Origin of the sequence: Pseudoalteromonas sp. AOP31-A2-14, assembly GCF_052378035.1 — a bacterium.
GTDB lineage: Bacteria > Pseudomonadota > Gammaproteobacteria > Enterobacterales > Alteromonadaceae > Pseudoalteromonas.
Genome location: NZ_JBQSXI010000001.1, coordinates 3075121 through 3101505, shown reverse-complemented (window position 1 = coordinate 3101505; position 26385 = coordinate 3075121). Strand labels below are relative to the sequence as shown.

At 42.5% G+C, this 26385-nt stretch carries 19 protein-coding genes and 1 tRNA gene; 15 read left to right on the top strand and 5 right to left on the bottom strand.

The features are described 5' to 3' along the window. Nucleotides 1–35: 35 nt before the first annotated feature. Genes cysN through cysG form a run of 3 tightly spaced genes read right to left on the bottom strand, consistent with a single transcriptional unit; the run spans nt 36 to nt 3837 of the window. The gene (cysN, locus tag ACT3S9_RS14295) at nt 36–1463 is read right to left on the bottom strand and encodes a sulfate adenylyltransferase subunit CysN (protein WP_441834508.1); all 1428 of its coding nucleotides are present in this window, start codon (nt 1461–1463) and stop codon (nt 36–38) included. After that, entirely contained in the window at nt 1463–2362 is a 900-nt protein-coding gene (gene cysD, locus ACT3S9_RS14290; protein ID WP_441834507.1) for a sulfate adenylyltransferase subunit CysD, read from the bottom strand. The genes cysN and cysD overlap by 1 nt, the downstream gene beginning before the upstream one ends. Before the next feature lie 53 nt (nt 2363–2415). Beyond that, the gene (cysG, locus tag ACT3S9_RS14285) at nt 2416–3837 is read right to left on the bottom strand and encodes a siroheme synthase CysG (protein ID WP_441834506.1); all 1422 of its coding nucleotides are present in this window, start codon (nt 3835–3837) and stop codon (nt 2416–2418) included. Nucleotides 3838–4233: 396 nt separating this feature from the next. On the opposite strand from cysG, the gene deoC reads away from it, so the two are divergent. The 14 genes from deoC to tuf all read left to right on the top strand — a co-directional run bounded on the left by deoC (nt 4234) and on the right by tuf (nt 21984). Then, on the top strand, nt 4234–4992 hold the full coding sequence (gene deoC, locus ACT3S9_RS14280) for a deoxyribose-phosphate aldolase (protein ID WP_441834505.1): 759 nt from the start codon (nt 4234–4236) through the stop codon (nt 4990–4992). A 141-nt stretch (nt 4993–5133) separates the two neighbouring features. Continuing rightward, a tRNA-Trp gene (locus tag ACT3S9_RS14275) sits at nt 5134–5210 on the top strand. A 131-nt stretch (nt 5211–5341) separates the two neighbouring features. Then, nucleotides 5342–5722 carry a preprotein translocase subunit SecE gene (secE, locus tag ACT3S9_RS14270; protein WP_441833685.1) on the top strand — a complete coding sequence of 127 codons (381 nt, stop codon included), beginning with the start codon at nt 5342–5344 and terminating at the stop codon, nt 5720–5722. A gap of 4 nt (nt 5723–5726) precedes the next feature. Continuing rightward, on the top strand, nt 5727–6284 hold the full coding sequence (nusG, locus tag ACT3S9_RS14265) for a transcription termination/antitermination protein NusG (RefSeq protein WP_444751006.1): 558 nt from the start codon (nt 5727–5729) through the stop codon (nt 6282–6284). 213 nt (nt 6285–6497) lie between these two features. Further along, nucleotides 6498–6926, top strand: a complete 429-nt coding sequence (gene rplK / locus ACT3S9_RS14260; RefSeq protein ID WP_441833687.1) for a 50S ribosomal protein L11 — start codon at nt 6498–6500, stop codon at nt 6924–6926. A 4-nt stretch (nt 6927–6930) separates the two neighbouring features. Beyond that, nucleotides 6931–7635 (top strand): 50S ribosomal protein L1, encoded by a 705-nt coding sequence (gene rplA / locus ACT3S9_RS14255; protein WP_444751005.1) that lies wholly within the window; start codon nt 6931–6933, stop codon nt 7633–7635. Nucleotides 7636–7952: 317 nt separating this feature from the next. Then, nucleotides 7953–8447: a 50S ribosomal protein L10 gene (gene rplJ / locus ACT3S9_RS14250; protein ID WP_444751004.1), complete on the top strand. Its 495-nt coding sequence runs from the start codon at nt 7953–7955 to the stop codon at nt 8445–8447. A 76-nt stretch (nt 8448–8523) separates the two neighbouring features. Further along, on the top strand, nt 8524–8886 hold the full coding sequence (gene rplL, locus ACT3S9_RS14245) for a 50S ribosomal protein L7/L12 (RefSeq protein WP_441833690.1): 363 nt from the start codon (nt 8524–8526) through the stop codon (nt 8884–8886). A gap of 270 nt (nt 8887–9156) precedes the next feature. Continuing rightward, nucleotides 9157–13182 carry a DNA-directed RNA polymerase subunit beta gene (rpoB, locus tag ACT3S9_RS14240; protein ID WP_441992915.1) on the top strand — a complete coding sequence of 1342 codons (4026 nt, stop codon included), beginning with the start codon at nt 9157–9159 and terminating at the stop codon, nt 13180–13182. 102 nt (nt 13183–13284) lie between these two features. Further along, nucleotides 13285–17457: a DNA-directed RNA polymerase subunit beta' gene (rpoC, locus tag ACT3S9_RS14235; protein ID WP_444511370.1), complete on the top strand. Its 4173-nt coding sequence runs from the start codon at nt 13285–13287 to the stop codon at nt 17455–17457. Nucleotides 17458–17652: 195 nt separating this feature from the next. After that, the gene (gene rpsL, locus ACT3S9_RS14230) at nt 17653–18027 is read left to right on the top strand and encodes a 30S ribosomal protein S12 (protein WP_010367657.1); all 375 of its coding nucleotides are present in this window, start codon (nt 17653–17655) and stop codon (nt 18025–18027) included. Between the two features lie 97 nt (nt 18028–18124). Continuing rightward, nucleotides 18125–18595: a 30S ribosomal protein S7 gene (rpsG, locus tag ACT3S9_RS14225; RefSeq protein WP_444511371.1), complete on the top strand. Its 471-nt coding sequence runs from the start codon at nt 18125–18127 to the stop codon at nt 18593–18595. 27 nt (nt 18596–18622) lie between these two features. Then, nucleotides 18623–20731 carry an elongation factor G gene (fusA, locus tag ACT3S9_RS14220; RefSeq protein WP_444511372.1) on the top strand — a complete coding sequence of 703 codons (2109 nt, stop codon included), beginning with the start codon at nt 18623–18625 and terminating at the stop codon, nt 20729–20731. Between the two features lie 68 nt (nt 20732–20799). Beyond that, nucleotides 20800–21984, top strand: coding sequence for an elongation factor Tu (gene tuf / locus ACT3S9_RS14215; RefSeq protein WP_444751003.1), 1185 nt, complete (start codon nt 20800–20802; stop codon nt 21982–21984). 172 nt (nt 21985–22156) lie between these two features. On the opposite strand, the gene ACT3S9_RS14210 is transcribed toward tuf, so the two are convergent. Both ACT3S9_RS14210 and ACT3S9_RS14205 read right to left on the bottom strand, forming a co-directional pair. Further along, on the bottom strand, nt 22157–24226 hold the full coding sequence (locus tag ACT3S9_RS14210) for a TonB-dependent receptor (protein ID WP_441994657.1): 2070 nt from the start codon (nt 24224–24226) through the stop codon (nt 22157–22159). Between the two features lie 173 nt (nt 24227–24399). Then, nucleotides 24400–25503, bottom strand: coding sequence for an ISAs1 family transposase (locus ACT3S9_RS14205; protein ID WP_096793603.1), 1104 nt, complete (start codon nt 25501–25503; stop codon nt 24400–24402). Nucleotides 25504–26018: 515 nt separating this feature from the next. Between ACT3S9_RS14205 and ACT3S9_RS14200 the strand changes: the two genes are divergently transcribed. Then, nucleotides 26019–26381, top strand: coding sequence for a hypothetical protein (locus ACT3S9_RS14200; protein ID WP_441834549.1), 363 nt, complete (start codon nt 26019–26021; stop codon nt 26379–26381). The last annotated feature ends 4 nt before the right edge of the window (nt 26382–26385 follow it).

The window sequence follows — 26385 nt, the reverse complement described above, 5'->3', positions numbered from 1 at the left end:
GTCCTTAACAGGCCAGTGACTCTTGTGAGACACTGTTACTTAAGCTTAGATATATCAAGCGCTTGCCAGTGCGGAAAGTGCTTGCGAACTAAGCTGTTAAATTCAACTTCAAACTCACTAAAGCTGCTTTGCTGCTCTTGGCTGGTGAGTACTTGCTCAATCATACCTGCTGCAATGGTTAGATTAGACAAGCGGTCGATTAAGATAAACGAGCCTGTTTCGTGATTGTTATGATAAGCATCGGCCAAAATAGTTTCGGTAAGCTCAAGGGTTACAATCGCGATTTCGTTAAGTTGTAAGTTATCTGCATTGCCGTGTTCAAGAGTGTTTACATCAATAGTGTGATCAATTTTTTTCACGATAGCAGAGGTGTTTTTACTACCTAACTTAAAGTTATAACTTTTACCTAGCACTAATGGTGCTTCATGCATCCAAACTAACTTTGCTTGTACTAGGTTAGTTACTGCCGCTGTTGAATCTGCAGGCACGATGACATCGCCACGACTAATATCAATCTCAGTGTTAAGAGTAATGGTAATAGCTTGTCCAGCTTCAGCAGTATCTAAGTTGCCGTTAAAAGTGACAAGCTCTTTGATGCTTGATGATTTACCCGACGGTAATACTTTAACTGCATCGCCCACATGTAACTTGCCAGAGGCTAACGTACCTTGGAAACCACGGAAGTTTAAGTTAGGGCGTACTACATATTGCACCGGAAAACGTGCTTCAAAACCGGTATCGGTTTCAGCCGCTGGCGAGTCTTCTAGTAACTCAAGCAATGGCTTATCTGTGTAGTAGGGGGTGTGTTCAGAGCGAGTTACTACGTTGTCGCCTTTAAGCGCTGACATGGGCACGAACTTAATGTTAGATACATTAAGCTGCTCTGCAAATTTTAAGTACTCAGCTTTAATGCGCTCATAAACGGTTTCGTCAAAATCAACGATGTCCATTTTGTTGATTGCAACTACAAACTGCTGAATACCTAATGAGTCACAAATAAAACTGTGACGCTTTGTTTGTACTTGTACGCCGTAACGTGCATCCACTAAAATAATAGCCACATCACTAGTTGATGCGCCGGTTACCATGTTGCGGGTATATTGCTCATGGCCTGGGGTGTCAGCAATAATGAATTTACGTTTAGCGGTAGAGAAATAGCGATAGGCTACGTCAATGGTAATACCTTGTTCTCGCTCAGCCTGTAGGCCGTCAACTAAAAGCGCTAAATCAAGCTCTTCACCGGCGTTACCTACTTTTTCGTTATCTTTATGTAAGGCCGTTAACTGATCTTCATAAATTTGGTGACTGTCGTGTAATAGCCGACCAATTAGTGTTGATTTACCGTCATCCACGCTACCACAGGTCAGCATACGTAATAAGCTTTTGTCTTGTTGGCGAGCAAGGTAGGCGTCAATGCCCAGCTCTCTTACTTCGTTAATTGTATCGTTATTTTGATTAGACATTAAAAATAGCCCTCACGTTTTTTCTTCTCCATTGAACCTGCTGAATCATGGTCAATTACTCGACCTTCACGCTCTGATGAGGTCGATAGCAGCATTTCTTCAATAATTTCAGTTAATGACCCGGCGGTTGATTCCACCGCACCGGTCAGTGGGTAGCAACCTAAAGTGCGAAAACGTACCGATTTCATTTCAGGTACTTCACCTTCTTTAAGTGGCATACGTTCATCATCCACCATGATTAATGTGCCATCGCGCTCAACTACTGGGCGCTGTTTAGCTAAATAAAGTGGAACCATTTCAATATTTTCTTGATAAATGTATTGCCAGATATCTAGCTCAGTCCAGTTAGAAAGTGGGAAAACACGAATGCTTTCACCTGGGTTAACTTGGCTGTTATAGGTGTTCCAAAGCTCAGGGCGTTGGTTTTTAGGGTCCCATCTGTGGTGCTTGTCACGGAACGAATAAACACGTTCTTTAGCGCGAGATTTTTCTTCGTCGCGGCGTGCGCCACCAAAAGCTGCATCAAACCCGTGTTTATCAAGTGCTTGTTTTAAGCCTTGAGTTTTCATGATGTCGGTGTGCTTACCAGAGCCATGAGTAAATGGACTAATATCGATTGCTAGACCTTCAGGGTTTTTGTGGACGATTAAGTCAAAGCCGTATTCTTTAGAGATACGGTCACGAAATTCAATCATTTCCTTAAACTTCCAGTTGGTGTCAACGTGAAGCAGCGGAAATGGAATTTTGCCCGGGTAAAATGCTTTTCGCGCTAAATGTAAAAGCACTGATGAGTCTTTACCGATAGAGTAAAGCATAACTGGGTTCTCAAACTCAGCAGCCACTTCGCGCATGATTTTGATACTTTCAGCTTCTAATTGCTGAAGGTGAGTTAAAGCCATTGTTAGTCGTCCTACTAAAATGATTAAAAGTTAAAATCTAAATAGTTTACAGCTTAGGCCACGCCCGTAATGGGCTGTGCAAAGCTACTAGTTTGTGCTTTTTCGCCAAACCAGTGAAGTTGCTCATGCAGTGATGCAACTTCACCAATAATTAATAATGCTGGTGAAATAACACTGTGGCGCTCAATTAAATCGGCCAGCTCACCTAACTTACCGGTAACCACGCGTTGGTCTTTGCGGGTGCCGTTTTCAATAATGGCAACGGGTGTATCTGCACCGCGACCATACTTTAATAATTGAGCTTGAATATGCGGCGATTTGATCACCCCCATATAAATAGCCAACGTTTGATTTGGCTTAGCCAGTGATTGCCAATCTAATTCTTGGCCCTCTTTTTTACAGTGTCCTGTTATAAACTGTATTGCCTGAGCATGGTCACGGTGAGTAAGCGGAATACCCGCATACGCACTACAACCTGCGGCGGCGGTAATTCCCGGTACAATTTGATAGCTTATTTTGTTGGCTGCTAGTATTTGTACCTCTTCACCACCACGACCGTAAATAAATGGGTCACCCCCTTTAATACGGCACACTTTTTTACCTTGCTTGGCAAAATCAACCAGCATTTGGTTGGTATCTTCTTGGGCTACACTGTGATCGCCTAATCGCTTGCCTACGCATACGAGATCGGCATCGCGGCGTACCAAATCCATAATTTCATCAGAGACTAAATAGTCATACACGACAATATCGGCTTGCTGCATTAGTTGCAGTGCTTTTAATGTTAATAGTTCTGGATCACCTGGACCTGCGCCAATTACATACACTTCGCCTTCAGGCTCTGGTTTAGTGTCTAACAGTTGTTCAAGTTGCTCTGTAGCTGATATGGTATCGCCGCTTTGTACTTTACTGACGACTGATGAATCAAATACGCTTTCCCAGAATTGGCGACGATCGGAAAAATGTTTAAAGCGTTGCTTTACCTTATCGCGAAAGCTACCCACTAACGTTGCTAATGGGCCAATATGTTGCGGAATTAATGTTTCTAGCTTTTCACGTAAACGCCTTGCTAATACAGGCGCTGTGCCTGCACTTGAAATCGCAATTGTGATAGGGTCTCTGTCGACAATGGATGGAAAAATAAAACTGCATTTTGGTTGATCATCGACTACGTTTACAAAGATATTACGCGCATTGGCAAGCTCAAATACTTGGGCATTAACATCTTCAAGATCCGTGGCGGCAATCACCAGCATCATGCCATCGAGGTGCTGCTCGTTAAAGTATGCTTTAATTAGTGCAATTTCGTTACTATCTGCAAGTGCGATGAGCTCATCGCAGAATTCAGGTGCAATTAATGTCACTGCTGCGCGAGCTTTTAAAAATGCACGGCACTTTCTAAGCGCAACATCTCCACCACCAACAACCAGTACTGGTTTGTCATCGAGTTTGGTAAATATTGGTAAGTATTGCACGTGTATAACCCCTTAAGAAAAATCGCAGCATAGATGTTTTTCAGAAATACAGAGTATAGCGCTGCAAGCTAAGTAAAAAATAATTAAAACCCAGCTTATATAACCAAATGGTATATAGGGTGTGGTTAATTGGCTTAAGGCTTATTTAACATGGGATTGCGACGAATTGTAAGTGTTGCTAAGTAAAGAGGTAAGCTTATAGTGTTTGGTTATTAACTATAGCAAGGTTCGTTGTCCTTACTGTTATTTTTGCTACTATACCCAGACCACCTCAGGATGCAGGATTCAGCGTTGCACAGAGGATTAATATCAAGGCGTTACTTTGCAACAGTGACAGTTCTTTTTAAGAAGTAACGGTATATAAGATTCAGTTAATTTAATTCTAACGGTGAATTTATGACAACAGCGACGACAACTTCAGCGAGTGATGCGGCATTGGCCGTACAATTAATGGACTTAACTAGCTTAAATGGGCACGACACCACAACAACTATTACAGCGTTAATTGCGAGCATAAAGTCAAACTGGGGCTTGCCAGCTGCGATTTGTGTTTATAGTAATTTTGTTGCTGACGCTAAGCTTGCACTTGCTGAGCGAGAGCTTAAACAAGTCAAAGTTGCTACAGTTACAAATTTCCCTAAAGGGGATACCCCTTTAAACGAAGTTATTAATGAAACACTGATTGCTATTGAACGCGGCGCAGATGAAATTGATTTAGTTTTACCTTATCAGCAATTGATAGCAGGGGATGAAGCGCTCGCGCTTGAATATGTAACCGCGAGTAAAGATGTTTGCCCTGAACATGTAAAACTAAAAGTAATCATTGAGTCAGGTGAATTAAAAACCTCTGCACTAATAAAAAAAGCGACAGAAATTGCGATTGCAGGTGGTGCTGACTTTGTAAAGACCAGCACAGGTAAAGTGGCCATTAATGCTACGCTTGAAGCAAGCGATGTTATTTTACGTACTATTAAAGCATCACGAAAACAGGTTGGCTTTAAAGTCGCCGGCGGCGTAAAAACAGTTGCGGATGCGAGTAATTATTTACAACTAGTTGCCAATTTGATGGGTGAGGAGTATTTAACTCCGAGAACATTTCGGTTTGGCGCGTCAAGTTTACTAGCGGATATATATAGTAGCTTAGAAAAACAGTAACTTGATTTGAATTGCTAATAAGAAGCGACTATAAAGCTGTTTTAACTTTAAACCCCTAATTAACTGTTAAGATTTTATCAGATGGGTATCTTTTACTCTTGTGTTAATGATTTGCGTAAGTATAATAGGCATCCACTTTGCAGGGGCGTAGTTCCAATTGGTAGAACAGCGGTCTCCAAAACCGACGGTTGGGAGTTCGAATCTCTCCGCCCCTGCCAGTTTTATCCTGTATAGGATAGAGTCTAGGGTTAAAAATCGGTTTAAATAGTCTGTTTTTAAGTTTAGATTTTAATGGATTAACCCTGCCAATGTGCAGGGTTGTTGTGTCTGTAGTTAAGGTAATAATATTATGAGCACGAATGTAGTAGAAACACCATCAAAAGCGATGGATTCAGTAAAGTGGTTAGTGGCAATAGCGCTACTTGCAGGTGCAGTAGTTGGTAATCACATGTATGCAGATCAGTCTGTATTACTACGTGCAATTGGTGTTGTGGTAGCTGTTTCAGTAGGCCTTGGCATTGCAGCAATAACTGAAAAAGGACGTACCTTTTTAACGTTTGCTAAAGAAGCACGCATCGAAGTACGTAAGGTAGTGTGGCCTACACGCCGAGAAACTACGCATACGACATTTATTGTAATGGTAGCCACTGTGATTATGGCACTTATCCTTTGGGGATTAGATGGCATTTTATTCCGCGCAGTAGGCTTTTTAACTGGATTGGAGATCTGATCCCATGTCGGATGAGAATAACGAAATTAAATTACGCTGGTATGTAGTACAAGCTTTTTCAGGTTACGAGAAGCGTGTAGCGCAAACTTTAATTGAACATATTAAAATCGAAGGTCTTGAAGCGAGCTTTGGCGAGATATTAGTACCTACTGAAGAAGTTGTTGAGATGCGTGCTGGTCAAAAGCGTAAATCTGAGCGTAAATTCTTCCCAGGCTATGTATTAGTACAAATGGATATGAACGACGCAAGCTGGCACTTAGTGAATAGTACTGCACGTGTTATGGGCTTTATTGGTGGTACATCAGATCGTCCAGCACCTATTAGCGCAAAAGAAGCTGACCGTATTCTAAATCGTCTACAAGAAAATGCAGAAGCACCTAAGCCGGCTACGTTGTTTGAGCCAGGTGAAGTGGTTCGTGTTGTTGATGGTCCATTTGCTGACTTTAGTGGTGTGGTTGAAGAAGTTGACTACGAAAAAAGCCGCGTGAAAGTATCAGTACTTATCTTTGGTCGTTCTACACCTGTTGAACTTGAGTTTGGTCAAGTTGAACAAGATAAGTAAATAATTTAAAAGCGTGACTAAATATTTAATTGTTTAATGTTACGCTTGAAAAAGGCCGCTGCTTAACTTATAATCAGCGGCCTTTTTGTATTCAGAGAAAGAGTTTCTTGATTTGATTACAAAAAGTACGAAACCAATTTTTAAACTGGGAAGCCGTTAGAGTACGCGTCCTCGCGCGCACAAGGCTACGACCCACCAAATGAGGTATTAATTATGGCTAAAAAAGTTGAAGCTATTATCAAGCTACAAGTTGCTGCTGGTATGGCTAACCCTAGTCCTCCAGTAGGTCCAGCACTAGGTCAACACGGTGTAAACATCATGGAATTCTGTAAAGCGTTTAACGCACGTACAGAGTCTGTTGAAAAAGGCGCTCCAGTTCCTGTAGTGATCTCTGTTTACGGTGACCGTTCTTTTACGTTCGACATGAAAACACCACCGGCTGCTTACTTACTTAGAAAAGCTGCAGGTATCAAATCAGGTTCAGGCCGTCCTAACACAGAGAAAGTAGGCACAGTAACTCGTGCTCAACTTGAAGAAATTGTTGAGATTAAACAACCTGACCTTACAGCTTCTAATTTAGAAGGTGCGGTTCGCACTATCGCAGGTTCTGCGCGTGCGATGGGCTTGAACGTAGAGGACTAAGATAATGGCTAAATTAACTAAACGCATGCGTACTATCCGCGAAAAAGTGGAAGTAACTAAAGATTACGAAATCAATGAAGCTGTTGCTCTTTTAAAAGAGTTAGCGACTGCTAAGTTTGTAGAAAGTGTTGACGTTGCTGTTAACCTTGGTATCGATGCTCGTAAATCTGACCAAAACGTTCGTGGTGCCACTGTACTACCTAACGGCACAGGTCGTGACGTTCGTGTTGCTGTATTCACACAAGGCGCTAATGCAGAAGCTGCAAAAGAAGCCGGTGCTGAACTAGTAGGCATGGAAGATCTTGCTGAACTAGTTAAAAAAGGCGAGATGGATTTTGACGTTGTTGTTGCATCACCAGACGCTATGCGTGTTGTTGGTCAACTAGGTCAAATCTTAGGCCCACGTGGTCTAATGCCAAACCCTAAAACTGGTACTGTAACGCCTAACGTTGCAGAAGCAGTTAAAAATGCTAAAGCTGGTCAAGTGCGTTACCGCAATGACAAAAATGGTATCATCCATACTACTATTGGTAAGGTTGATTTCACAGTTGAGCAACTTCAACAAAACCTTGAGTCACTAATTGTTGCGCTTAAGAAGGCTAAACCTTCTCAAGCCAAAGGTGTTTACGTTAAGAAAGTAACCATCTCTACAACAATGGGCGCAGGCGTTGCTGTTGACCAAGGCACTTTAAGTACAACTGTAGCTTAAAGGTGTTTACATGGTGTGAAATTTATACTATAATTTCGCGCCATTTTGCTGATTAATTTGACTAGTCAGCAAAATAAAGAATTCGGGTTGAAGTCCATAATTTCGGTGCGCTTTCGGGTGAAACGATAAATTGGGCTTCCGTCCAAGACCGTAGGTGGTTTAGGCCTTAATTTCCTACGTAGACGGTGTGAATCCCCAGATAGATTTTTCCTAATCTTCTGGCTCTCGCCGTAAAAAGCATCTCCACCTTTTTGGTGGGGTAGAGTAGAACAGGGAAGCCGAGTGTCGGTGACCCCATTAAACCAGGAGTAACACCCATGGCTTTAAATCTTCAAGGCAAAAAAGCAATTGTTGCTGAAGTCAACGAAGCAGCCAAAGGTGCTCTTTCTGCGGTAATCGCAGATTCTCGTGGTGTAACAGTTGGCGCAATTACTGCCCTTCGTAAAGAAGCTCGTGAGAACGGTGTTTGGATGAAAGTTGTCCGTAACACTTTAGCAAAACGTGCTTTTGAAGGTTCAGAATTTGAATGCCTTTCTGATTCATTAGTTGGTCCTAGCTTAATCGCTTTCTCATCAGAGCACCCTGGTGCTGCTGCGCGTATCTTTGCAGATTTCGCGAAAAAGAATGAGAAATTCGAAGTTAAAACGGCCGCTTTTGAAGGAAATGTTGTTGATGCAGCAATGCTTGCTACATTACCTACATACGACGAAGCTGTTGCACGCTTAATGAGCGCTATGAAAGAAGCGTCTGCTGGCAAATTGTGTAAAACAATTGAAGCAGTACGTGTACAGAAAGAAGAGCAAGCTGCTTAATTTTAAGCTGTTTAACCTCCCTTTCGGTGTAAAATTTTTTTGGACGTAAAGTCCGTTAATTATTAGGAAATTTGTAATGTCTGTAACTAAAGACCAAATCCTTGACGCAATTGCTGAAATGTCAGTAATGGACGTTGTTGCTCTTGTTGAAGCAATGGAAGAAAAATTCGGCGTAACTGCAGCTGCTGCTGTAGTAGCTGGCCCTGCTGCTGAAGCTGCTGAAGAGCAAACAGAGTTTGACGTAATCCTTACTGGCGCTGGCGCTAACAAGGTTTCGGCAATCAAAGCTGTTCGTAGCGCTACTGGCCTTGGCCTTAAAGAAGCGAAAGCGCTTGTTGAAGCTGCTCCTACACCAGTTAAAGAAGGTGTATCTAAAGAAGAAGCTGAAGCACTTGCAAAAGATCTTACTGAAGCTGGTGCTGAAGTTGAGGTTAAGTAACCTAGCTTATGCTAGGTTCGCTGCCTGAGAAATCAGGCAAGGGCTGGTGATTATTTAATCACCGGCCTTTTTGCGCTATAGAGCGATGTTTCTTATAGCGCAAATAAAATCTGGTTTTCTCTTTACTTTCAAGGCTTTATAGTTTGCTAGTGTTGAAAGTGAGAGTTTGCTAGAACAACAATTGAATGTTGTATATCTTGGCATAGATGCCAGTTAAGTCTGTTCTTACAAGAACAGGTCGGGTCAAAGATCAGCAAGCTGAGGAACCCCATGGCTTACTCTTATTCTGAAAAGAAACGTATCCGTAAGGATTTTGGTAAACGTCCACAAGTTTTGGATATACCTTTCTTACTGTCTACACAGTTAGAATCGTTTAAAAAATTCTTAGTCCCGGACGCTGATGGCGAACATGGTTTGGAAGCTGCCTTCCGTTCAGTGTTCCCAATTAAAAGCTACTCGGGAAATTCTGAGCTTCAATACGTAAGTTATCGTATTGGCGAGCCAGTTTTCGATGTAAAAGAATGTCAAATTCGCGGTGTGACTTATTCTGCTCCACTTCGCGTAAAATTGCGTCTGATAGTAATGGACAAAGAAGCTCCAGGCACAGTTAAAGACATTAAAGAGCAAGAAGTTTACATGGGCGAAATTCCGCTCATGACCGATACCGGTACCTTTGTAATCAATGGTACAGAGCGTGTTATCGTTTCTCAGCTACACCGTAGCCCTGGTGTATTCTTTGATAACGACCGAGGTAAAACTCACTCGTCAGGTAAAGTGCTTTATAACGCACGTGTAATCCCTTACCGTGGTTCATGGTTAGACTTCGAATTTGATGCAAAAGATAACTTATATGTACGTATTGACCGCCGTCGTAAATTACCGGCGTCTATTATTTTACGTGCTCTTGAATATTCTACCGATGAAATTTTAGAAATTTTCTTCGATAACACGACGTTTGAAGTAACTGACGGTAAAGTTCTAATGGAACTGGTACCGGCACGTTTACGTGGTGAAACCGCTGCCTTTGATATAAAAGGTGAAGACGGTGAAGTGCTTGTTGAATCGGGTCGTCGTATTACCGCGCGCCACATCAAGAGCATCGAGAAAAAAGGCATTAGCCACCTAGAAGTACCACATGAGTACATTATTGGCCGTGTTATTGCGAAAAGCTATGTTGATGAGTCAACTGGCGAAGTTATCGCAAATGCCAATGACGAGTTATCACTTGAGTTGATGGCTGAGTTAGTTAAAGCAGGTCATACTAAAATTGATACTCTTTATATCAATGAAGTGGACAGCGGCTCGTACATGTCAGATACCTTACGTATCGACACAACCGGCAGCCGTTTAGAGGCTCTTGTAGAAATTTATCGCATGATGCGCCCAGGCGAGCCACCGACAAAAGACGCGGCTGAAGCCTTATTCCAGAACTTATTCTTCTCTGAAGAACGTTATGACTTATCAACCGTAGGTCGTATGAAGTTCAACAGCCGTGTTGGTTACGATTCTGATACAGGCTCAGGCACACTAGATAAAGAAGACATCGTCTCGGTTATGAAAGTATTAATTGCTATTCGTAACGGTGTTGGCGATGTTGATGATATTGACCACTTAGGCAACCGTCGTATTCGTAGTGTTGGCGAAATGGCTGAGAACCAATTCCGTGTAGGTTTAGTACGTGTTGAGCGTGCTGTACGTGAGCGCTTAAGCTTAGGTGACCTAGATGCGATCATGCCACAAGATCTTATTAACGCTAAACCTATTTCGGCCGCGGTTAAAGAGTTCTTTGGTTCGTCTCAGTTATCACAGTTTATGGACCAAAATAATCCGCTATCAGAAGTAACGCATAAGCGTCGTATTTCTGCATTAGGTCCGGGCGGTCTAACTCGTGAACGCGCAGGCTTTGAAGTACGTGATGTTCACGTAACTCACTATGGTCGCGTATGTCCAATCGAAACACCTGAGGGTCCAAACATCGGTCTAATTAACTCATTGTCAACGTACGCACGTACTAATGACTATGGTTTCTTAGAAACACCTTATCGCAAAGTGGTAAACGGTGTTGTAACTGATGATGTTGATTACTTATCAGCTATTGAAGAAGGTAAGTTTGTTATCGCACAGGCGAACTCAAACCTAACCGAAACCAATGAATTTATTGATGAACTAATCCCATGTCGTCATAGAGGTGAGTCCACCTTTATGGGTCGCATGGATATGCAATATATGGATGTATCACCACAACAGGTGATCTCTGTAGCGGCAGCACTTATTCCGTTCTTAGAACACGATGATGCTAACCGTGCATTGATGGGTTCAAACATGCAACGTCAAGCAGTACCAACATTGAAAGCGGATAAACCGTTAGTAGGAACAGGTATTGAGTTAACACTAGCAAAAGATTCTGGTGTTACGATTGTTGCAAAACGTGGTGGTGAAGTTATGTACGCTGATGCGAGTCGCATCGTTGTAAACGTACGTGAAGATGAACGTGTCGCTGGTGAAGCTGGCATCGACATTTATAACTTAACTAAATACACTCGCTCTAACCAAAACACTTGTATTAACCAAAAGCCAACTTGTATGGTTGGTGAACCGGTAACTCGTGGTGATGTGTTAGCAGATGGTCCTTCTACTGACTTAGGTGACTTAGCCCTTGGTCAAAACCTACGCGTGGCTTTCATGCCATGGAACGGGTATAACTTCGAGGATTCAATCTTACTATCAGAGCGCGTAGCTGAAGAAGATCGTTTAACGACTATCCATATTCAAGAGCTACAGTGTATCGCCCGTGATACTAAATTAGGTCCTGAAGAGATCACTGCAGATATCCCGAACGTGGGTGAGTCTGCACTAGGCAAACTTGATGAGTCAGGTGTTGTTTATATCGGTGCTGAAGTAAAAAGTGGCGATATCCTAGTAGGTAAAGTGACGCCTAAAGGCGAAACGCAATTAACACCAGAAGAGAAGCTACTACGAGCTATCTTTGGTGAAAAAGCGTCAGACGTTAAAGACAGCTCTTTACGTGTACCAAACTCTGTAACTGGTACTGTAATCGACGTACAAGTCTTCACCCGTGATGGTGTTGAAAAAGACAAGCGTGCGTTGGAAGTTGAAGACATGCAGCTTCGCGAAGCGAAGAAAGACTTCAACGAAGAGTTCCGTATTTTAGAAGCTGGCGTGTTAGACCGTGCTCGTAAATTACTTATCGAGTCAGGTCTAACTGAAGATACATTAGCTACCTTAAATGCAGAAAAACTACTTACGCAAAGTCTTGCTGCTGAAGATAAGCAAGCTGAGCTTGAGCAACTAGCTGCCCAGTACGATGAGCTTAAAGCTGAATACGATAAAAAGTTTGAGACTAAACGTCGTAAAATTACTCAAGGTGATGATTTAGCACCAGGCGTACTTAAGATTGTTAAAGTATACCTAGCTGTTAAACGTCGTATCCAACCGGGTGATAAAATGGCGGGTCGTCATGGTAACAAAGGTGTTATCTCGACTATCGTACCAGTAGAAGATATGCCATACGATGAAAAAGGTCGTACTGTAGACATCGTATTGAATCCGCTAGGTGTACCATCACGTATGAATATCGGTCAGATCCTTGAAACACATATGGGTCTAGCTGCACGTGGTATCGGTGAGCGTTTAGAAGAAATGATGAAAGAACAACGTGAGCTTCATGAGCTACGTGAATTCATCAAGCAAGCCTACGAGATCGGTAATTGCCGTCAAAAAGTAGATATTGCTAGCTTCTCTGATGACGAAATTCGTCGCTTAGCTGAAAACTTAAAAGGTGGTTTACCAATTGCTACTCCAGCATTTGATGGCGCAAAAGAAGGCGAAATCAAAGACATGCTTGAGTTAGGTGGTTATCCACGAAGTGGTCAAGTAACACTTTATGATGGCCGTACTGGCGATGAGTTTGAACGTCAAGTAACCGTAGGTTACATGTACATGCTGAAACTGAATCACTTAGTTGATGACAAAATGCATGCACGTTCAACTGGTTCTTATAGCCTTGTTACTCAGCAACCGCTGGGTGGTAAAGCACAGTTCGGTGGCCAGCGTTTCGGTGAGATGGAAGTATGGGCACTTGAAGCTTACGGTGCTGCTTACACTCTACAAGAAATGTTAACAGTGAAATCGGATGACGTGAACGGTCGTACTAAGATGTATAAAAACATCGTTGATGGTAACCATAAGATGGAGCCAGGTATGCCAGAATCGTTTAACGTATTGTTAAAAGAAATCCGCTCACTGGGTATCAACATCGAGTTGGAAGAAAATTAAGCCAATTAGGCGCTACCGTTAAGGTAGCGCCTGTTACGGCCGAATAGAATGTAGGGGCGAAACTATCCGCTCTAAAGATTAACCTCCGACAGGAGAGCTAAGGTGAAAGACTTACTTAAGTTTCTGAAGCAACAAAATAAGACCGAAGAATTCGATGCAATTCGCATTGGTCTTGCTTCTCCAGACATGGTTCGTTCATGGTCATACGGTGAAGTAAAGAAACCTGAGACAATCAACTACCGTACTTTCAAGCCTGAACGCGATGGCTTATTCTGTGCCCGTATTTTTGGGCCAGTGAAAGATTATGAGTGTTTATGTGGTAAATATAAACGCCTTAAGCACCGTGGTGTGATCTGTGAAAAGTGTGGCGTTGAAGTAACACTCACTAAAGTGCGTCGTGATCGTATGGGTCATATTGACCTTGCGAGCCCAGTTGCACACATATGGTTTTTAAAATCATTACCGTCACGTATCGGCTTAATGCTTGATATGACGCTTCGTGATATTGAACGTGTTCTTTACTTCGAGTCATTCGTGGTAACTGAGCCAGGTATGACTACGTTAGAACGTGGCCAGCTACTTGGTGAAGAAGAATACTTAGATTCATTAGAAGAGCACGGTGATGAGTTTGAGGCGAAGATGGGTGCTGAAGCAGTATTAGACTTGCTTCGTGAACTTGATCTTGGCCAACTTATTGCTGAAATGCGTGAAGAGTTACCAACAATTAACTCTGAAACTAAGCGTAAAAAGATCACTAAACGTCTTAAATTAATGGAATCGTTCCACCAATCAGGTAATAACCCTGAGTGGATGATCATGACAGTACTTCCAGTATTGCCACCAGATCTACGTCCATTAGTACCACTAGACGGTGGTCGTTTTGCGACTTCTGATCTAAATGACCTTTACCGTCGTGTTATTAACCGTAATAACCGTCTTAAGCGTCTACTAGATTTAGCTGCACCAGATATTATCGTACGCAACGAAAAACGTATGTTACAAGAAGCGGTAGATGCGCTACTTGATAACGGTCGTCGTGGTCGTGCTATAACAGGTTCTAACAAACGTCCTCTTAAATCTCTTGCTGATATGATCAAGGGTAAGCAGGGTCGTTTTCGTCAGAACTTACTAGGTAAACGTGTCGATTATTCAGGTCGTTCTGTAATCACGGTTGGTCCTACACTTAAGCTTCATCAATGTGGTCTTCCTAAGAAGATGGCACTTGAGTTATTCAAACCATTTATCTATGGCAAATTAGAGCGTCGTGGCATGGCTACGACAATCAAAGCCGCGAAGAAGATGGTTGAACGTGAAGTAGCGGAAGTATGGGATGTACTAGACGAAGTCATTCGTGAACACCCAGTATTACTTAACCGTGCACCAACACTTCACCGTTTGGGTATCCAAGCGTTCGAACCTGTGCTTATCGAAGGTAAAGCAATTCACTTGCACCCATTAGTATGTGCGGCTTATAACGCCGACTTCGATGGTGACCAAATGGCGGTACACGTACCGTTAACGATTGAAGCACAATTAGAAGCGCGTGCGCTTATGATGTCGACTAACAACATTCTTTCTCCTGCGAATGGTGAGCCAATCATCGTTCCTTCACAGGATGTTGTATTAGGTCTTTATTATATGACGCGTGAACGCATCAACGCTAAAGGCGAAGGTGCAATCTTTAAAGATCCTAAAGAAGCAGAAAAAGCATATCGTAGTGGCAATACAGACCTTCATGCTCGCGTGAAAGTACGTATTAGCCAATCAGTGAAGAACGAAGCTGGTGTAGTAGAAGATACTATTACTGTAATCGATACCACAGTAGGTCGTGCTATTTTGTCTCTAATTTTACCAAAAGGCATGCCGTTTGCGTTAATCAACCAAGCCCTTGGTAAAAAGCAGATTTCTGGCTTATTAAATGAGTGTTACCGTCGTCTAGGTCTTAAAGATACAGTTATCTTTGCTGACCAAGTTATGTACACCGGTTTCCACTATGCAATGAAGTCAGGTGTTTCAATCGGTATTGATGACTTAGTTATCCCGCCGGTTAAAGCAGAGATCATTGAAGCAGCTGAAGCTGAAGTAACTGAAATAAACCAACAATTCCAATCAGGTCTTGTAACGGCTGGTGAAAAGTACAATAAAGTTATCGATATCTGGTCACGTGTAAATGAAAACTTATCGCGTGAAATGATGTCTAACTTATCTAAAGACACCGTCATTAATGCTAAAGGTGAAAAAGAAGAGCAAGCCTCATTTAACTCAGTGTTTATGATGGCCGACTCAGGTGCTCGTGGTAGTGCCGCTCAGATTCGTCAGCTAGCTGGTATGCGTGGTCTAATGGCACGTCCAGATGGTTCAATCATCGAGACGCCAATCACGGCTAACTTCCGTGAAGGTCTAAACGTACTTCAGTACTTCATCTCAACGCATGGTGCGCGTAAAGGTCTTGCCGATACAGCACTGAAAACAGCGAATTCGGGTTACCTAACACGTCGTCTAGTAGACGTTGCACAAGATTTGGTAATTAACGAAGATGATTGTGGCACTGAAGATGGCTTAACAATGAAACCGCTTATTGAAGGTGGTGATGTTGTAGAAGCACTTCGCGAGCGTGTACTTGGTCGAGTTGTAGCTGAGCCAGTTGTGATCCCTGGAACGAACACAGTACTAGTTGAGCGTAATATCATGCTTGACGAAAAACTATGTGACCTTCTAGAAGAGCATTCAGTAGATGAAGTTCGCGTACGTTCAGTTATCACATGTGATAACGACTTTGGTGTTTGTGCTAAGTGTTATGGCCGTGACCTAGCACGTGGTCATATCATCAACGCGGGTGAATCAGTCGGTGTTATCGCGGCGCAGTCAATTGGTGAGCCGGGTACACAGCTTACGATGCGTACCTTCCACATCGGTGGTGCAGCATCAAGAGCGTCAGCTGAAAACAATGTACAAGTTAAAACTAACGGTACATTGAAACTTCACAATGCCAAATATGTATTAAATACAGACGGTAAGATTGTTATTACCTCACGTTCTACCGAGATCACTATCATCGATAGCCATGGTCGAGAGAAAGAACGTTATAAAGTGCCTTATGGCGCGGTATTAACAGTGCAAGACAATGCAGAAGTTCAAGGTAACGATATCGTTGCTACTTGGGACCCGCATAGTCACCCAATCGTACTTGAGCATAAGTCTAAAGTATCGTTTAGCGATGTTGATGACTCAAATACGGAAGCACAAACTGACGAACTAACCGGTTTAACCCGTGTAGTTGTTAAAGATCTTGCTAAGATTAATGCGAAAGAACCAAAGCTTATCATTGAAAATGAAGAGCGCGGTCTGCAAGAAACACGTCTTCCTGCATTCACTACGATTGAAGTAACAGATGGTGCGAATGCAAACCCAGGTGACGTGCTAGCACGTATTCCGCAAGAAGGCTCGAAAACTCGTGATATCACGGGTGGTCTACCACGCGTAGCCGACTTATTTGAAGCCCGTAAACCGAAAGAACCAGCTATCTTAGCTGAAGTAACCGGTACGATTAGCTTCGGTAAAGAGACTAAAGGTAAGAAGCGTTTAGTTATTACTCCAGCTGAAGGCGATCATTATGAAGAAATGATCCCTAAATGGCGTCAACTTAACGTGTTCGAAGGTGAGCAAGTGTCTAAAGGTGAAGTTATCGCCGATGGTCCAGAGTCGCCACACGACATCTTACGCCTACGTGGTGTGACTCATGTTGCTAACTACATCGTTAACGAAGTGCAAGAGGTTTACCGTTTGCAAGGCGTTAAGATCAATGATAAGCACATTGAAACAATCATCCGTCAAATGCTACGTAAATGTACCATTCTAGACGGTGGTGATACTGAGTTCTTAGCCGGTGAACAAATCGAAGTGGCACGAGTGAATATCTCAAACCGCGACCTTGAAAAACAAGGTAAGATCCCTGCTAAGTTTGAAATCCAATTAATGGGTATCACAAAAGCATCACTAGCGACCGAATCTTTCATCTCGGCAGCCTCGTTCCAGGAGACAACTCGTGTCCTAACTGATGCCGCTGTAAATGGTAAGAGTGATGAGCTACGTGGTCTGAAAGAGAACGTAATTGTGGGTCGATTGATCCCAGCCGGTACCGGCTTTTCGTATCATCAGGACCGTATGGCCCGTCGTAAGCAAGTTGACATCGTTGAAGAGCAAACAGTAAGTGCAGAAGAGGCAACTCAAGCACTAACTGACGCTTTAAACGCTGACTTGTCAGGAAATCAATAAACTCAGCTTAATCAATAGATTAGGCTTTAGTGAGGCAGATATTTTCTGCCTCACGCGTAGTTTAGGTTGACAGGTTAAACTTTGCTCATTAAAATTCCGCCACCCATTTACTTGCGTGTTTGTAACAAGCTTGTAAAAAGGGCGGATTTTTTTATTTTTTTCAGTAGTAATTTTAATCAATCAGGAGCTATTTAAATGGCAACTATTAACCAGCTAGTGCGTAAGCCACGCCGTAGCAAGGTTACGAAAAGTAACTCAGCTGCGCTTAAAGCGTGTCCGCAAAAGCGCGGTGTATGTACTCGCGTATATACAACTACACCTAAGAAACCAAACTCGGCGTTACGTAAAGTAGCTCGTGTACGTTTAACTAACGGTTTCGAAGTAACATCATACATTGGTGGTGAAGGTCATAACCTTCAAGAGCATAGTGTTATCCTAATCCGTGGTGGTCGTGTTAAAGATTTACCAGGTGTGCGTTTTCACACTGTTCGTGGTGCACTTGACTGTGCAGGCGTTAACGACCGTCGTCAAGCTCGTTCTAAATACGGTGCAAAACGCCCTAAAGGGTAATTGTATTCCGTTAGTAAGGCCAAGCACTAAATATTTTTAATTATTGTTTTGGGTGATTGACTCGAAAGAGCAAACCTGAATAAACCGGAGATACAAAATGCCTAGAAGACGCGTAATAGGTCAACGTAAAATTCTTCCAGATCCTAAGTTCGGATCGGAACTTCTTGCTAAGTTCGTTAACATCGTAATGTTAGACGGCAAGAAATCTACTGCTGAAAAAATCGTTTATGGTGCGCTAGACGTGGCTGCTGAGAAATCAGGCAAACCGCACCTTGAAATCTTTGAAACTGCACTTGAAAACATCCGCCCACAGGTTGAGGTTAAATCTCGCCGTGTTGGTGGTTCTACGTATCAAGTACCAGTTGAAGTACGTCCAGTACGTCGCAACGCATTAGGTATGCGTTGGTTAGTAGACTCTGCACGTAAGCGTGGCGAGAAATCTATGGGCTTACGTTTAGCTCAAGAACTTGTTGATGCTTCTGACAACAAAGGCACTGCGGTTAAGAAACGTGAAGACGTTCACCGTATGGCTGAAGCGAATAAAGCATTCGCACATTACCGTTGGTAATCTGTCCTTAACCTTTAAGAGGATTTTATGGCACGTACAACTCCACTTGAGCGCTATCGCAATATCGGTATTGTCGCTCACGTAGATGCAGGCAAAACCACCACAACAGAACGTGTTCTGTTCTACACCGGTCTTTCTCATAAGATTGGTGAAGTACATGATGGCGCCGCAACTATGGATTGGATGGAGCAGGAACAAGAGCGTGGTATTACAATCACTTCTGCTGCAACTACGTGTTTCTGGAAAGGGATGGACGCGCAATTTGACGACCATCGAATCAATATTATTGATACTCCAGGACATGTGGATTTCACTATCGAAGTAGAACGTTCTTTACGTGTATTAGATGGTGCGGTAGTTGTTCTTTGTGCTTCATCGGGTGTACAGCCGCAAACTGAGACTGTTTGGCGTCAAGCGAACAAATACGAAGTTCCGAGAATGATCTTCGTAAATAAAATGGATCGCACGGGCGCTGAATTCTTAACGGTTGTTAGCCAGGTGAAATCTCGTCTTGGAGCAACGCCTGTTCCAATTCAGCTGCCAATTGGCGCTGAAGACGACTTTAAAGGTGTTATTGACCTTATAAAAATGAAAGCTATTAACTGGAATGATAAAGACCAGGGAATGACTTTCACTTATGAGGCAATACCGGCAGATCTTCAAGAGCTTGCAGAAGAATGGCACTCTCATTTAGTTGAAAGTGCTGCTGAAGCTTCAGAAGAACTAATGGATAAGTATTTAGAAGGTGAAGAGTTAAGTGAAGCAGAAATTAAAAATGCTTTACGTCAACGTACATTAGCGAACGAAATTGTTCCTGTGACCTGTGGTAGTGCATTTAAAAACAAAGGCGTTCAAGCAGTGCTTGATGGCGTTGTTGAGTTTATGCCTTCTCCAACACAAGTGAAACAAATCCAAGGTATCCTCGAAGATGGTACAGAGGAAGAACGTCCTGCTGATGATAAAGCGCCGTTTGCTGCACTTGCTTTTAAGATTGCAACAGACCCGTTTGTTGGTACTTTAACCTTTTTCCGTGTTTACTCTGGTACTGTTAAACAGGGTGACGCGGTATATAACCCAGTAAAAAATAAGCGTGAGCGTTTTGGTCGTATCGTTCAGATGCATTCAAACTCACGTGAAGAGATCAAAGTAGTCTACGCAGGCGATATTGCGGCAGCTATTGGTCTCAAAGACGTAACAACAGGTGAGACACTGTGTGATCCGAAGTCCATTATTACGCTTGAGCGTATGGAATTCCCAGAACCAGTTATCTCTGTTGCGGTTGAGCCTCGCACAATCGCTGACCAAGACAAGATGGGGATCGCGCTAGGTAAACTAGCGGCAGAAGACCCTTCTTTTCGTGTACAAACTGACGAAGAATCAGGCCAGACAATTATCTCTGGTATGGGTGAGCTTCACCTTGATATCATTGTCGACCGTATGAAACGTGAATTCAGTGTTGAATGCAACGTTGGTAAGCCGCAGGTATCATACCGCGAAGCTATCCGTGAAACTGTAAAAGTTGAAGGGAAGTTCGTACGTCAATCAGGTGGGCGTGGTCAATATGGTCATGTTTGGGTTAAACTTGAACCGATGGATGTTTCGGATGATGATGCACCAATTTACGAGTTCGTTAACGAAACCGTAGGTGGCTCTATTCCTAAAGAATTCATCCCTGCAGTAGACAAAGGCATCCAAGAGCAAATGGCTCAAGGTGTGCTGGCAGGCTACCCGTTACTTGGCGTTAAAGCGACTTTATATGATGGTTCGTTCCATGATGTAGACTCGAATGAAATGGCATTTAAAATAGCAGGTTCACTGGCAATGAGACAGGGTGCGCTTGAAGCAAATCCAGTACTTTTAGAGCCAATGATGAAGGTTGAAGTACTCACTCCTGAGACAAACATGGGTGATGTAGTTGGCGACTTAAATCGTCGCCGTGGTATAATCGAAGGTATGGAAGATGCGTTTGGCGGACTTAAACAAGTTAACGCTCAAGTACCACTTTCTGAAATGTTTGGTTATGCTACTGATCTGCGTTCTGCAACACAGGGCCGTGCTTCTTACTCTATGGAGTTTTTGAAGTACGCTGAAGCCTCAAAAAATGTTGCGGATAAAATAATTGCAGCTCGCACTTAAGTAATTTTTAGCTTGGTTTGGCTCAATAATGAGCTGGACCTTTAATTTCTTTATAGGAATTTTTTAAGATGGCAAAAGAAAAGTTTGAACGCGTAAAACCGCACGTAAACGTAGGTACAATCGGCCACGTTGACCACGGTAAAACAACCCTAACTGCAGCAATCACTAACGTACTTGCAAAAGTATACGGCGGTGTTGCTAAAGATTTCGCATCAATCGATAACGCTCCAGAAGAGCGCGAGCGCGGTATCACAATCTCAACTTCACATGTTGAATACGATACGCCAACTCGTCACTACGCACACGTAGATTGTCCTGGCCACGCCGATTATGTAAAAAACATGATCACGGGTGCTGCACAAATGGACGGCGCTATTCTAGTAGTTGCGGCGACTGATGGCCCAATGCCACAAACGCGTGAGCACATCCTACTTTCTCGCCAAGTTGGCGTTCCTTACATCGTTGTGTTCATGAACAAATGTGACATGGTTGATGACGAAGAGCTACTTGAGCTAGTAGAGATGGAAGTTCGTGAACTTCTTTCTGAATACGACTTCCCAGGTGATGACTTACCACTAATTCAAGGTTCTGCACTTAAAGCACTTGAAGGCGAAAAGCAATGGGAAGACAAGATCGTTGAGCTTGCAGAAGCACTAGATTCTTACATCCCAGAGCCAGAGCGTGACATCGATAAGCCATTCATCATGCCTATCGAAGATGTTTTCTCTATCCAAGGTCGTGGTACTGTTGTAACGGGTCGTGTTGAAGCGGGTATCATCAACGTGAATGACGAAGTAGAAATCGTAGGTATCAAAGATACTACTAAGACTACTTGTACTGGTGTTGAAATGTTCCGTAAGCTACTTGACGAAGGTCGTGCTGGTGAGAACATTGGTGCACTTCTACGTGGTACTAAACGTGAAGACGTTGAACGTGGTCAAGTACTAGCTAAGCCAGGTTCAATCAACCCACATACAACTTTCACTTCAGAAGTATACGTACTTTCGAAAGATGAAGGTGGCCGTCATACTCCATTCTTCAAAGGTTACCGTCCACAGTTCTACTTCCGTACAACTGACGTAACAGGTGACGTACAGTTACCAGAAGGCGTAGAAATGGTAATGCCTGGTGATAACATCAAGATGACTGTAGAGCTTATCGCGCCAGTTGCGATGGACGAAGGTCTTCGTTTTGCTATCCGTGAAGGTGGCCGCACTGTAGGTGCTGGTGTTGTAGCAACTATCGTTAAGTAATAATTAGCTTAGCTAATTTACTTACTAAAAAGGTCACTTAGGTGGCCTTTTTTAATGCCTATAGAAAAGTTAGAAGGTATTGTGCTGTGTTTAGTTTTAGTGCAAGGGAGCAGTGGCCGTAGCCACTAAAAAAGAGCACCGGAGTGCTCTTTTATTTGTAAATAAACACCTTTTAAAAAGCAAAGTCCCAGGTAACGCTTGCTACACGGCCAGTGCCTGCAAAGTAGCTAGCTGCAGAAGGGTTAGTTTGACTGTAATAGGTGATATAAAACTCATCAGTTAAGTTATCAACGCCTAGGCTAAATGCTCCATATTGCTGAGTTTGATAATTAACTGATAAATCAACTGTGATGTAGCCATCAAACTCACCGCCGGTGTTAAAGTCACGATCAAATAGTTTATTAACTTGTAGGCGGCTATTTATGCTATTGGGCCACTGTTGTTGCCAGTATAGGTTTAAGCGAGTTGGCGATATATTGCTGCCACCTAAATCGCTTTCCACTATACCATCTGCATCACCGTCATATTGGCCATTAGTGTCCGCGTAGTTAGCACCAAAAGTTGTGTTGTCATTTAAGTAATACTGGGCACTTGCTTCAAAGCCATCAATTTCAGTACGTTCACGCTCTACGCTATAAATACCATCACTATCAGCCTCTAAGCGAGCGCCTAAATCAGAGTCAGACTCAAAGTAACCGGCTTTAAAATTAAAGCTATTATTAGCGTACTCAAGACCCACTTCGCGGTTATCCGAAATAACCGGCTCAAGATTTAAAAAGTTATCCACTGCCAGATTGGGTTGATTGATCCCTCGTAAAACTCGGCCTACATCCGCCATACTAAAGCCTTCGCTGTAGCTTGCATAAAAGCGTAAGTCATCTGTTACTTGATACACAACCCCCACATTGCTTAATAATTCGTTAAAGCTCGGTTCACCGCCTTCTACAAATTGGCTACCGTAAGAAGCAAGAGTAGTAAAGTCAGCAACTTTTAATTTACCGTACTCATAACGTGTACCGACATTAAGTGTCCAATCTTCAAAGCCATCAAAACGTAATTGTGCAAAAGGAGCGGCGTTATTAAATTTGGTTTCGGGTACCCAATTACGGCCTGTCTGCGAAAGCTCTTGATAGGTTTCATCACTTAACAAATCAAGCCCTGTAACCAAATCAAAATTACTGTCTGCTAAGTTATCTTTGGCGTAGGTTAGGCGGCTACCAAACTTTTGTGATTTATTTTGTGATTGATCAAAAATATCATCACCGAAAGCCGGATCTTGGAAAGTCGCAAAATTACCACCGCCATACATTGCGGCAAAATCTTGCATAAATACTTGCCAAGAGAGCGTGCCGCCAGCAATATTCGTATTGTTGTAGTCAAAGGTAAGTGTTGTTACACGGTTTCGTGGTGCTTCACCTTCAATATCATTTTTTTCAGCAGTCGTTGGTAGATCGTTTTCTGGGTCACCACTTACTGCAACATAATCACCATTACCCTCCATATTGTAATGGTTAACCATCATTTTTATACTTTGGTTGTCGTCCAGCTGGTACTTAGCTTTTAAAAAAAAATCGAGACTTTGAGAGTCTTGGGTATCGCCTTGGCTACCATCAAGGCCGACTAAATCGCCATTACCATCGCGATACATCCCGGTGCTACGTGCTGAAACGCCACCCACTAAGCTTAAGTCATCTTTTTCTTGACTGAATAAATAGCTGGTTTTGTAGCTTTGACTGTCACTGCCACCCGAGGTTGGCGTACTAAAGCCGGCACTTACTTGATGAGTATCATCGCCTGGTGTTTTAGTGATGATATTTATAATACCGCCGCTGGCACCCATACCTTGAATTGCATTAGCGCCGCTTATTACCTCAATGCGTTCAATCATAGCTGCATCAATAGTATTACCATCACGTGAACCATTACGTAGTGGGTTTGTCTGCGGGACACCATCAATCATATAAAGAGGTTCACGACCACGTAATGTCTCACCTGAACCGGTCATTTTTTGGCGACTAGGCGAAAAGCTAGGTAATAAGTTACCGAGGATTTGTGAAATATCTTGTGTATGAGCGAGCTGCTTGGCAATGTCTTCTGCGCTAATAACATTAATCGTCGCAGGTACGGTGCTAACCGGTGCTGTACTTCTAGTAGCAGATACTGTGATCCGTTCAATATCTGCTTGAGAGTTAGCCACTGCAGCTAATGGAGTAAGTAGAAAAGGTAAATATTTAATGCTCATGAATTACTGTTACTTGTTATGATAGTAATAATTATTCGTATTTATACATTTGTTTGCTTGTATAATCAATAGCAAACATTTAAAGGTTACTCAAAATAAACATCGATTGATAATAATATTAATTTAATTCATTGTTATAAATAGTACAGGGCAAAATCATACTTGAGCGTTATTTATCCTAAAATAAGCTGCTCTCTTACCTCATCTGACCAAGCAGCCTGTTTCAACTTACCTTTCATACTGTCTTTTATCGCGCTTAATTTCGCTAAGTTCATCGCAAATCGTCTGAAGGTCGCCATATTCTCGGGGGCATCACCTCGACGAATACGTGAATCGTCTTCTTTAAATGTCATATCTAATACCCAGTGTGCTGAGTTTTCTATTCCCCAATGCTGGCGAATAGACTTGGCTACTTGCTCTGGGTTTATCCCTAGCGAGCTGATGTAATAACTCGTTTCCATTGTATGACTATCGCCAACATAACGCTGTCGTACTACCTCGACTATGGAGTTGAAATTGACCCAACCGTGGCGCTGCTCAAGCCAATCTGTCACCAACAGTTGAGTGTACGTGCGCTGCTCTATTCGACCATGCCCATCATTTACTGTTTCATGGCTATTTTGCTGGATGAGTGATGGCTGCTCTCGTCTGACTTTGTGATAGTAGGCTTGAATTTCTTTGTTCAATTTTCCTTGGTTATTCTTCACTTGCAGCAAATAGTCTCCGTCTTTCTTGCTGACGGCTTTCGTCACTTTCTTTAAACAATGCATCGCGTCTGCTGTGATGATATTGCCTTTAAGCTCAAGTAATTCAATAAGTGCCATCACTGTTGATACTTCATTCTTCTTACTTTTGGATTTGCATTGTGCTAGTACTAGGCCCTGTTCAACTGCATAAGCTGAAACACTGTGAATAGCTGTTTTTTTATCACCATCATAAGAATGGCGAAGTGTTTTACCGTCAAAGGCAATGACGCTTTGATTATTCGCATCTCTAAGCTCATTAACCCAAGAAACAAAACAAGCTAATAAAGCTTCAGGGGCCAGTGAGCTAATGATACGAGCAATCGTATCATCGACAGGAATACCATTTTCAAATGAACGAAACTTACGTAACCAAGTCAGTTTACTGTCACCGAATTGCTTAATATCCTTCCACCCTTCAGCACCTGAAATAATCGCAGTGACTGTAAGGAATATAACATCCAGCAATTCATGTTTTTTGTTGATGTGTGAACGAGTATCTTGAATGTCGTTGAAATGGTTGATGAATGACATGTTAATCGCCTTTGAGAAAAAGGCGATTTGATCACAGATTCGAAGTAATAATCAAGTTAAGTATGATCTTGCCCTGATAAATAGTATTAATAGCCGTAACTTGCTTAGATATAAATTTACATTGGTAAAATAACTATGTCCGAAATGGACTATATTGTTTAAAGCCATTGATAAGCCCATTGATAAGCCCATTGTCGGTATTCTTGAAGTGAGTGATGAATAGCCAAGTGATTTTCTCGCGCACTGGATGGTTACCGTTAACAGTTGTAATAACACCATTGCTAAAGCGTAGTATTTTCAATACAGCAATCATCAATGGGTGATGTAAGTGTAATCAAATACATTACCTTTGATAATCGTTGTATTAACTTTAATTTGAGCCTGTGATACTAAAGAAGCAGAAATTCCCGGGGGAGATAGGTACGAACTATCTTGAAAATACCAGTAGTTACCTAAACTTATATATTTGTTATAATATTAGTCATACGCGCGATTAGCATTATAATGAGTACCCTATGGAACATGAGCAAGACAGCAATCTCACACTGCCTTTATTTCTTTTTGATGACACCTTAAACACCCGAGATATTGAGCAACCAGATTTATTAATCAACGTTTCTCTTGATGAAACGTTACTCACACAGCTGTGCCAAAATCCAAATGCCGATAGTAGTATCGCAATTAATTTAGCTGACTATCAGTTAGACATGCTTAACAAGCAGTTTAGTGAACTTTTAGAGCAACCACACCAAGCGCAACTTACCTTAACGCAAGGGCCCTTACTAAGTGCTTTACTAACTACAGAAGATGAGCGTTCTTTTGTTTCACCGCAAGTGGATATGATGCCCACTTTTGATTTAGGTGATGAGGTAGAGTAAACAA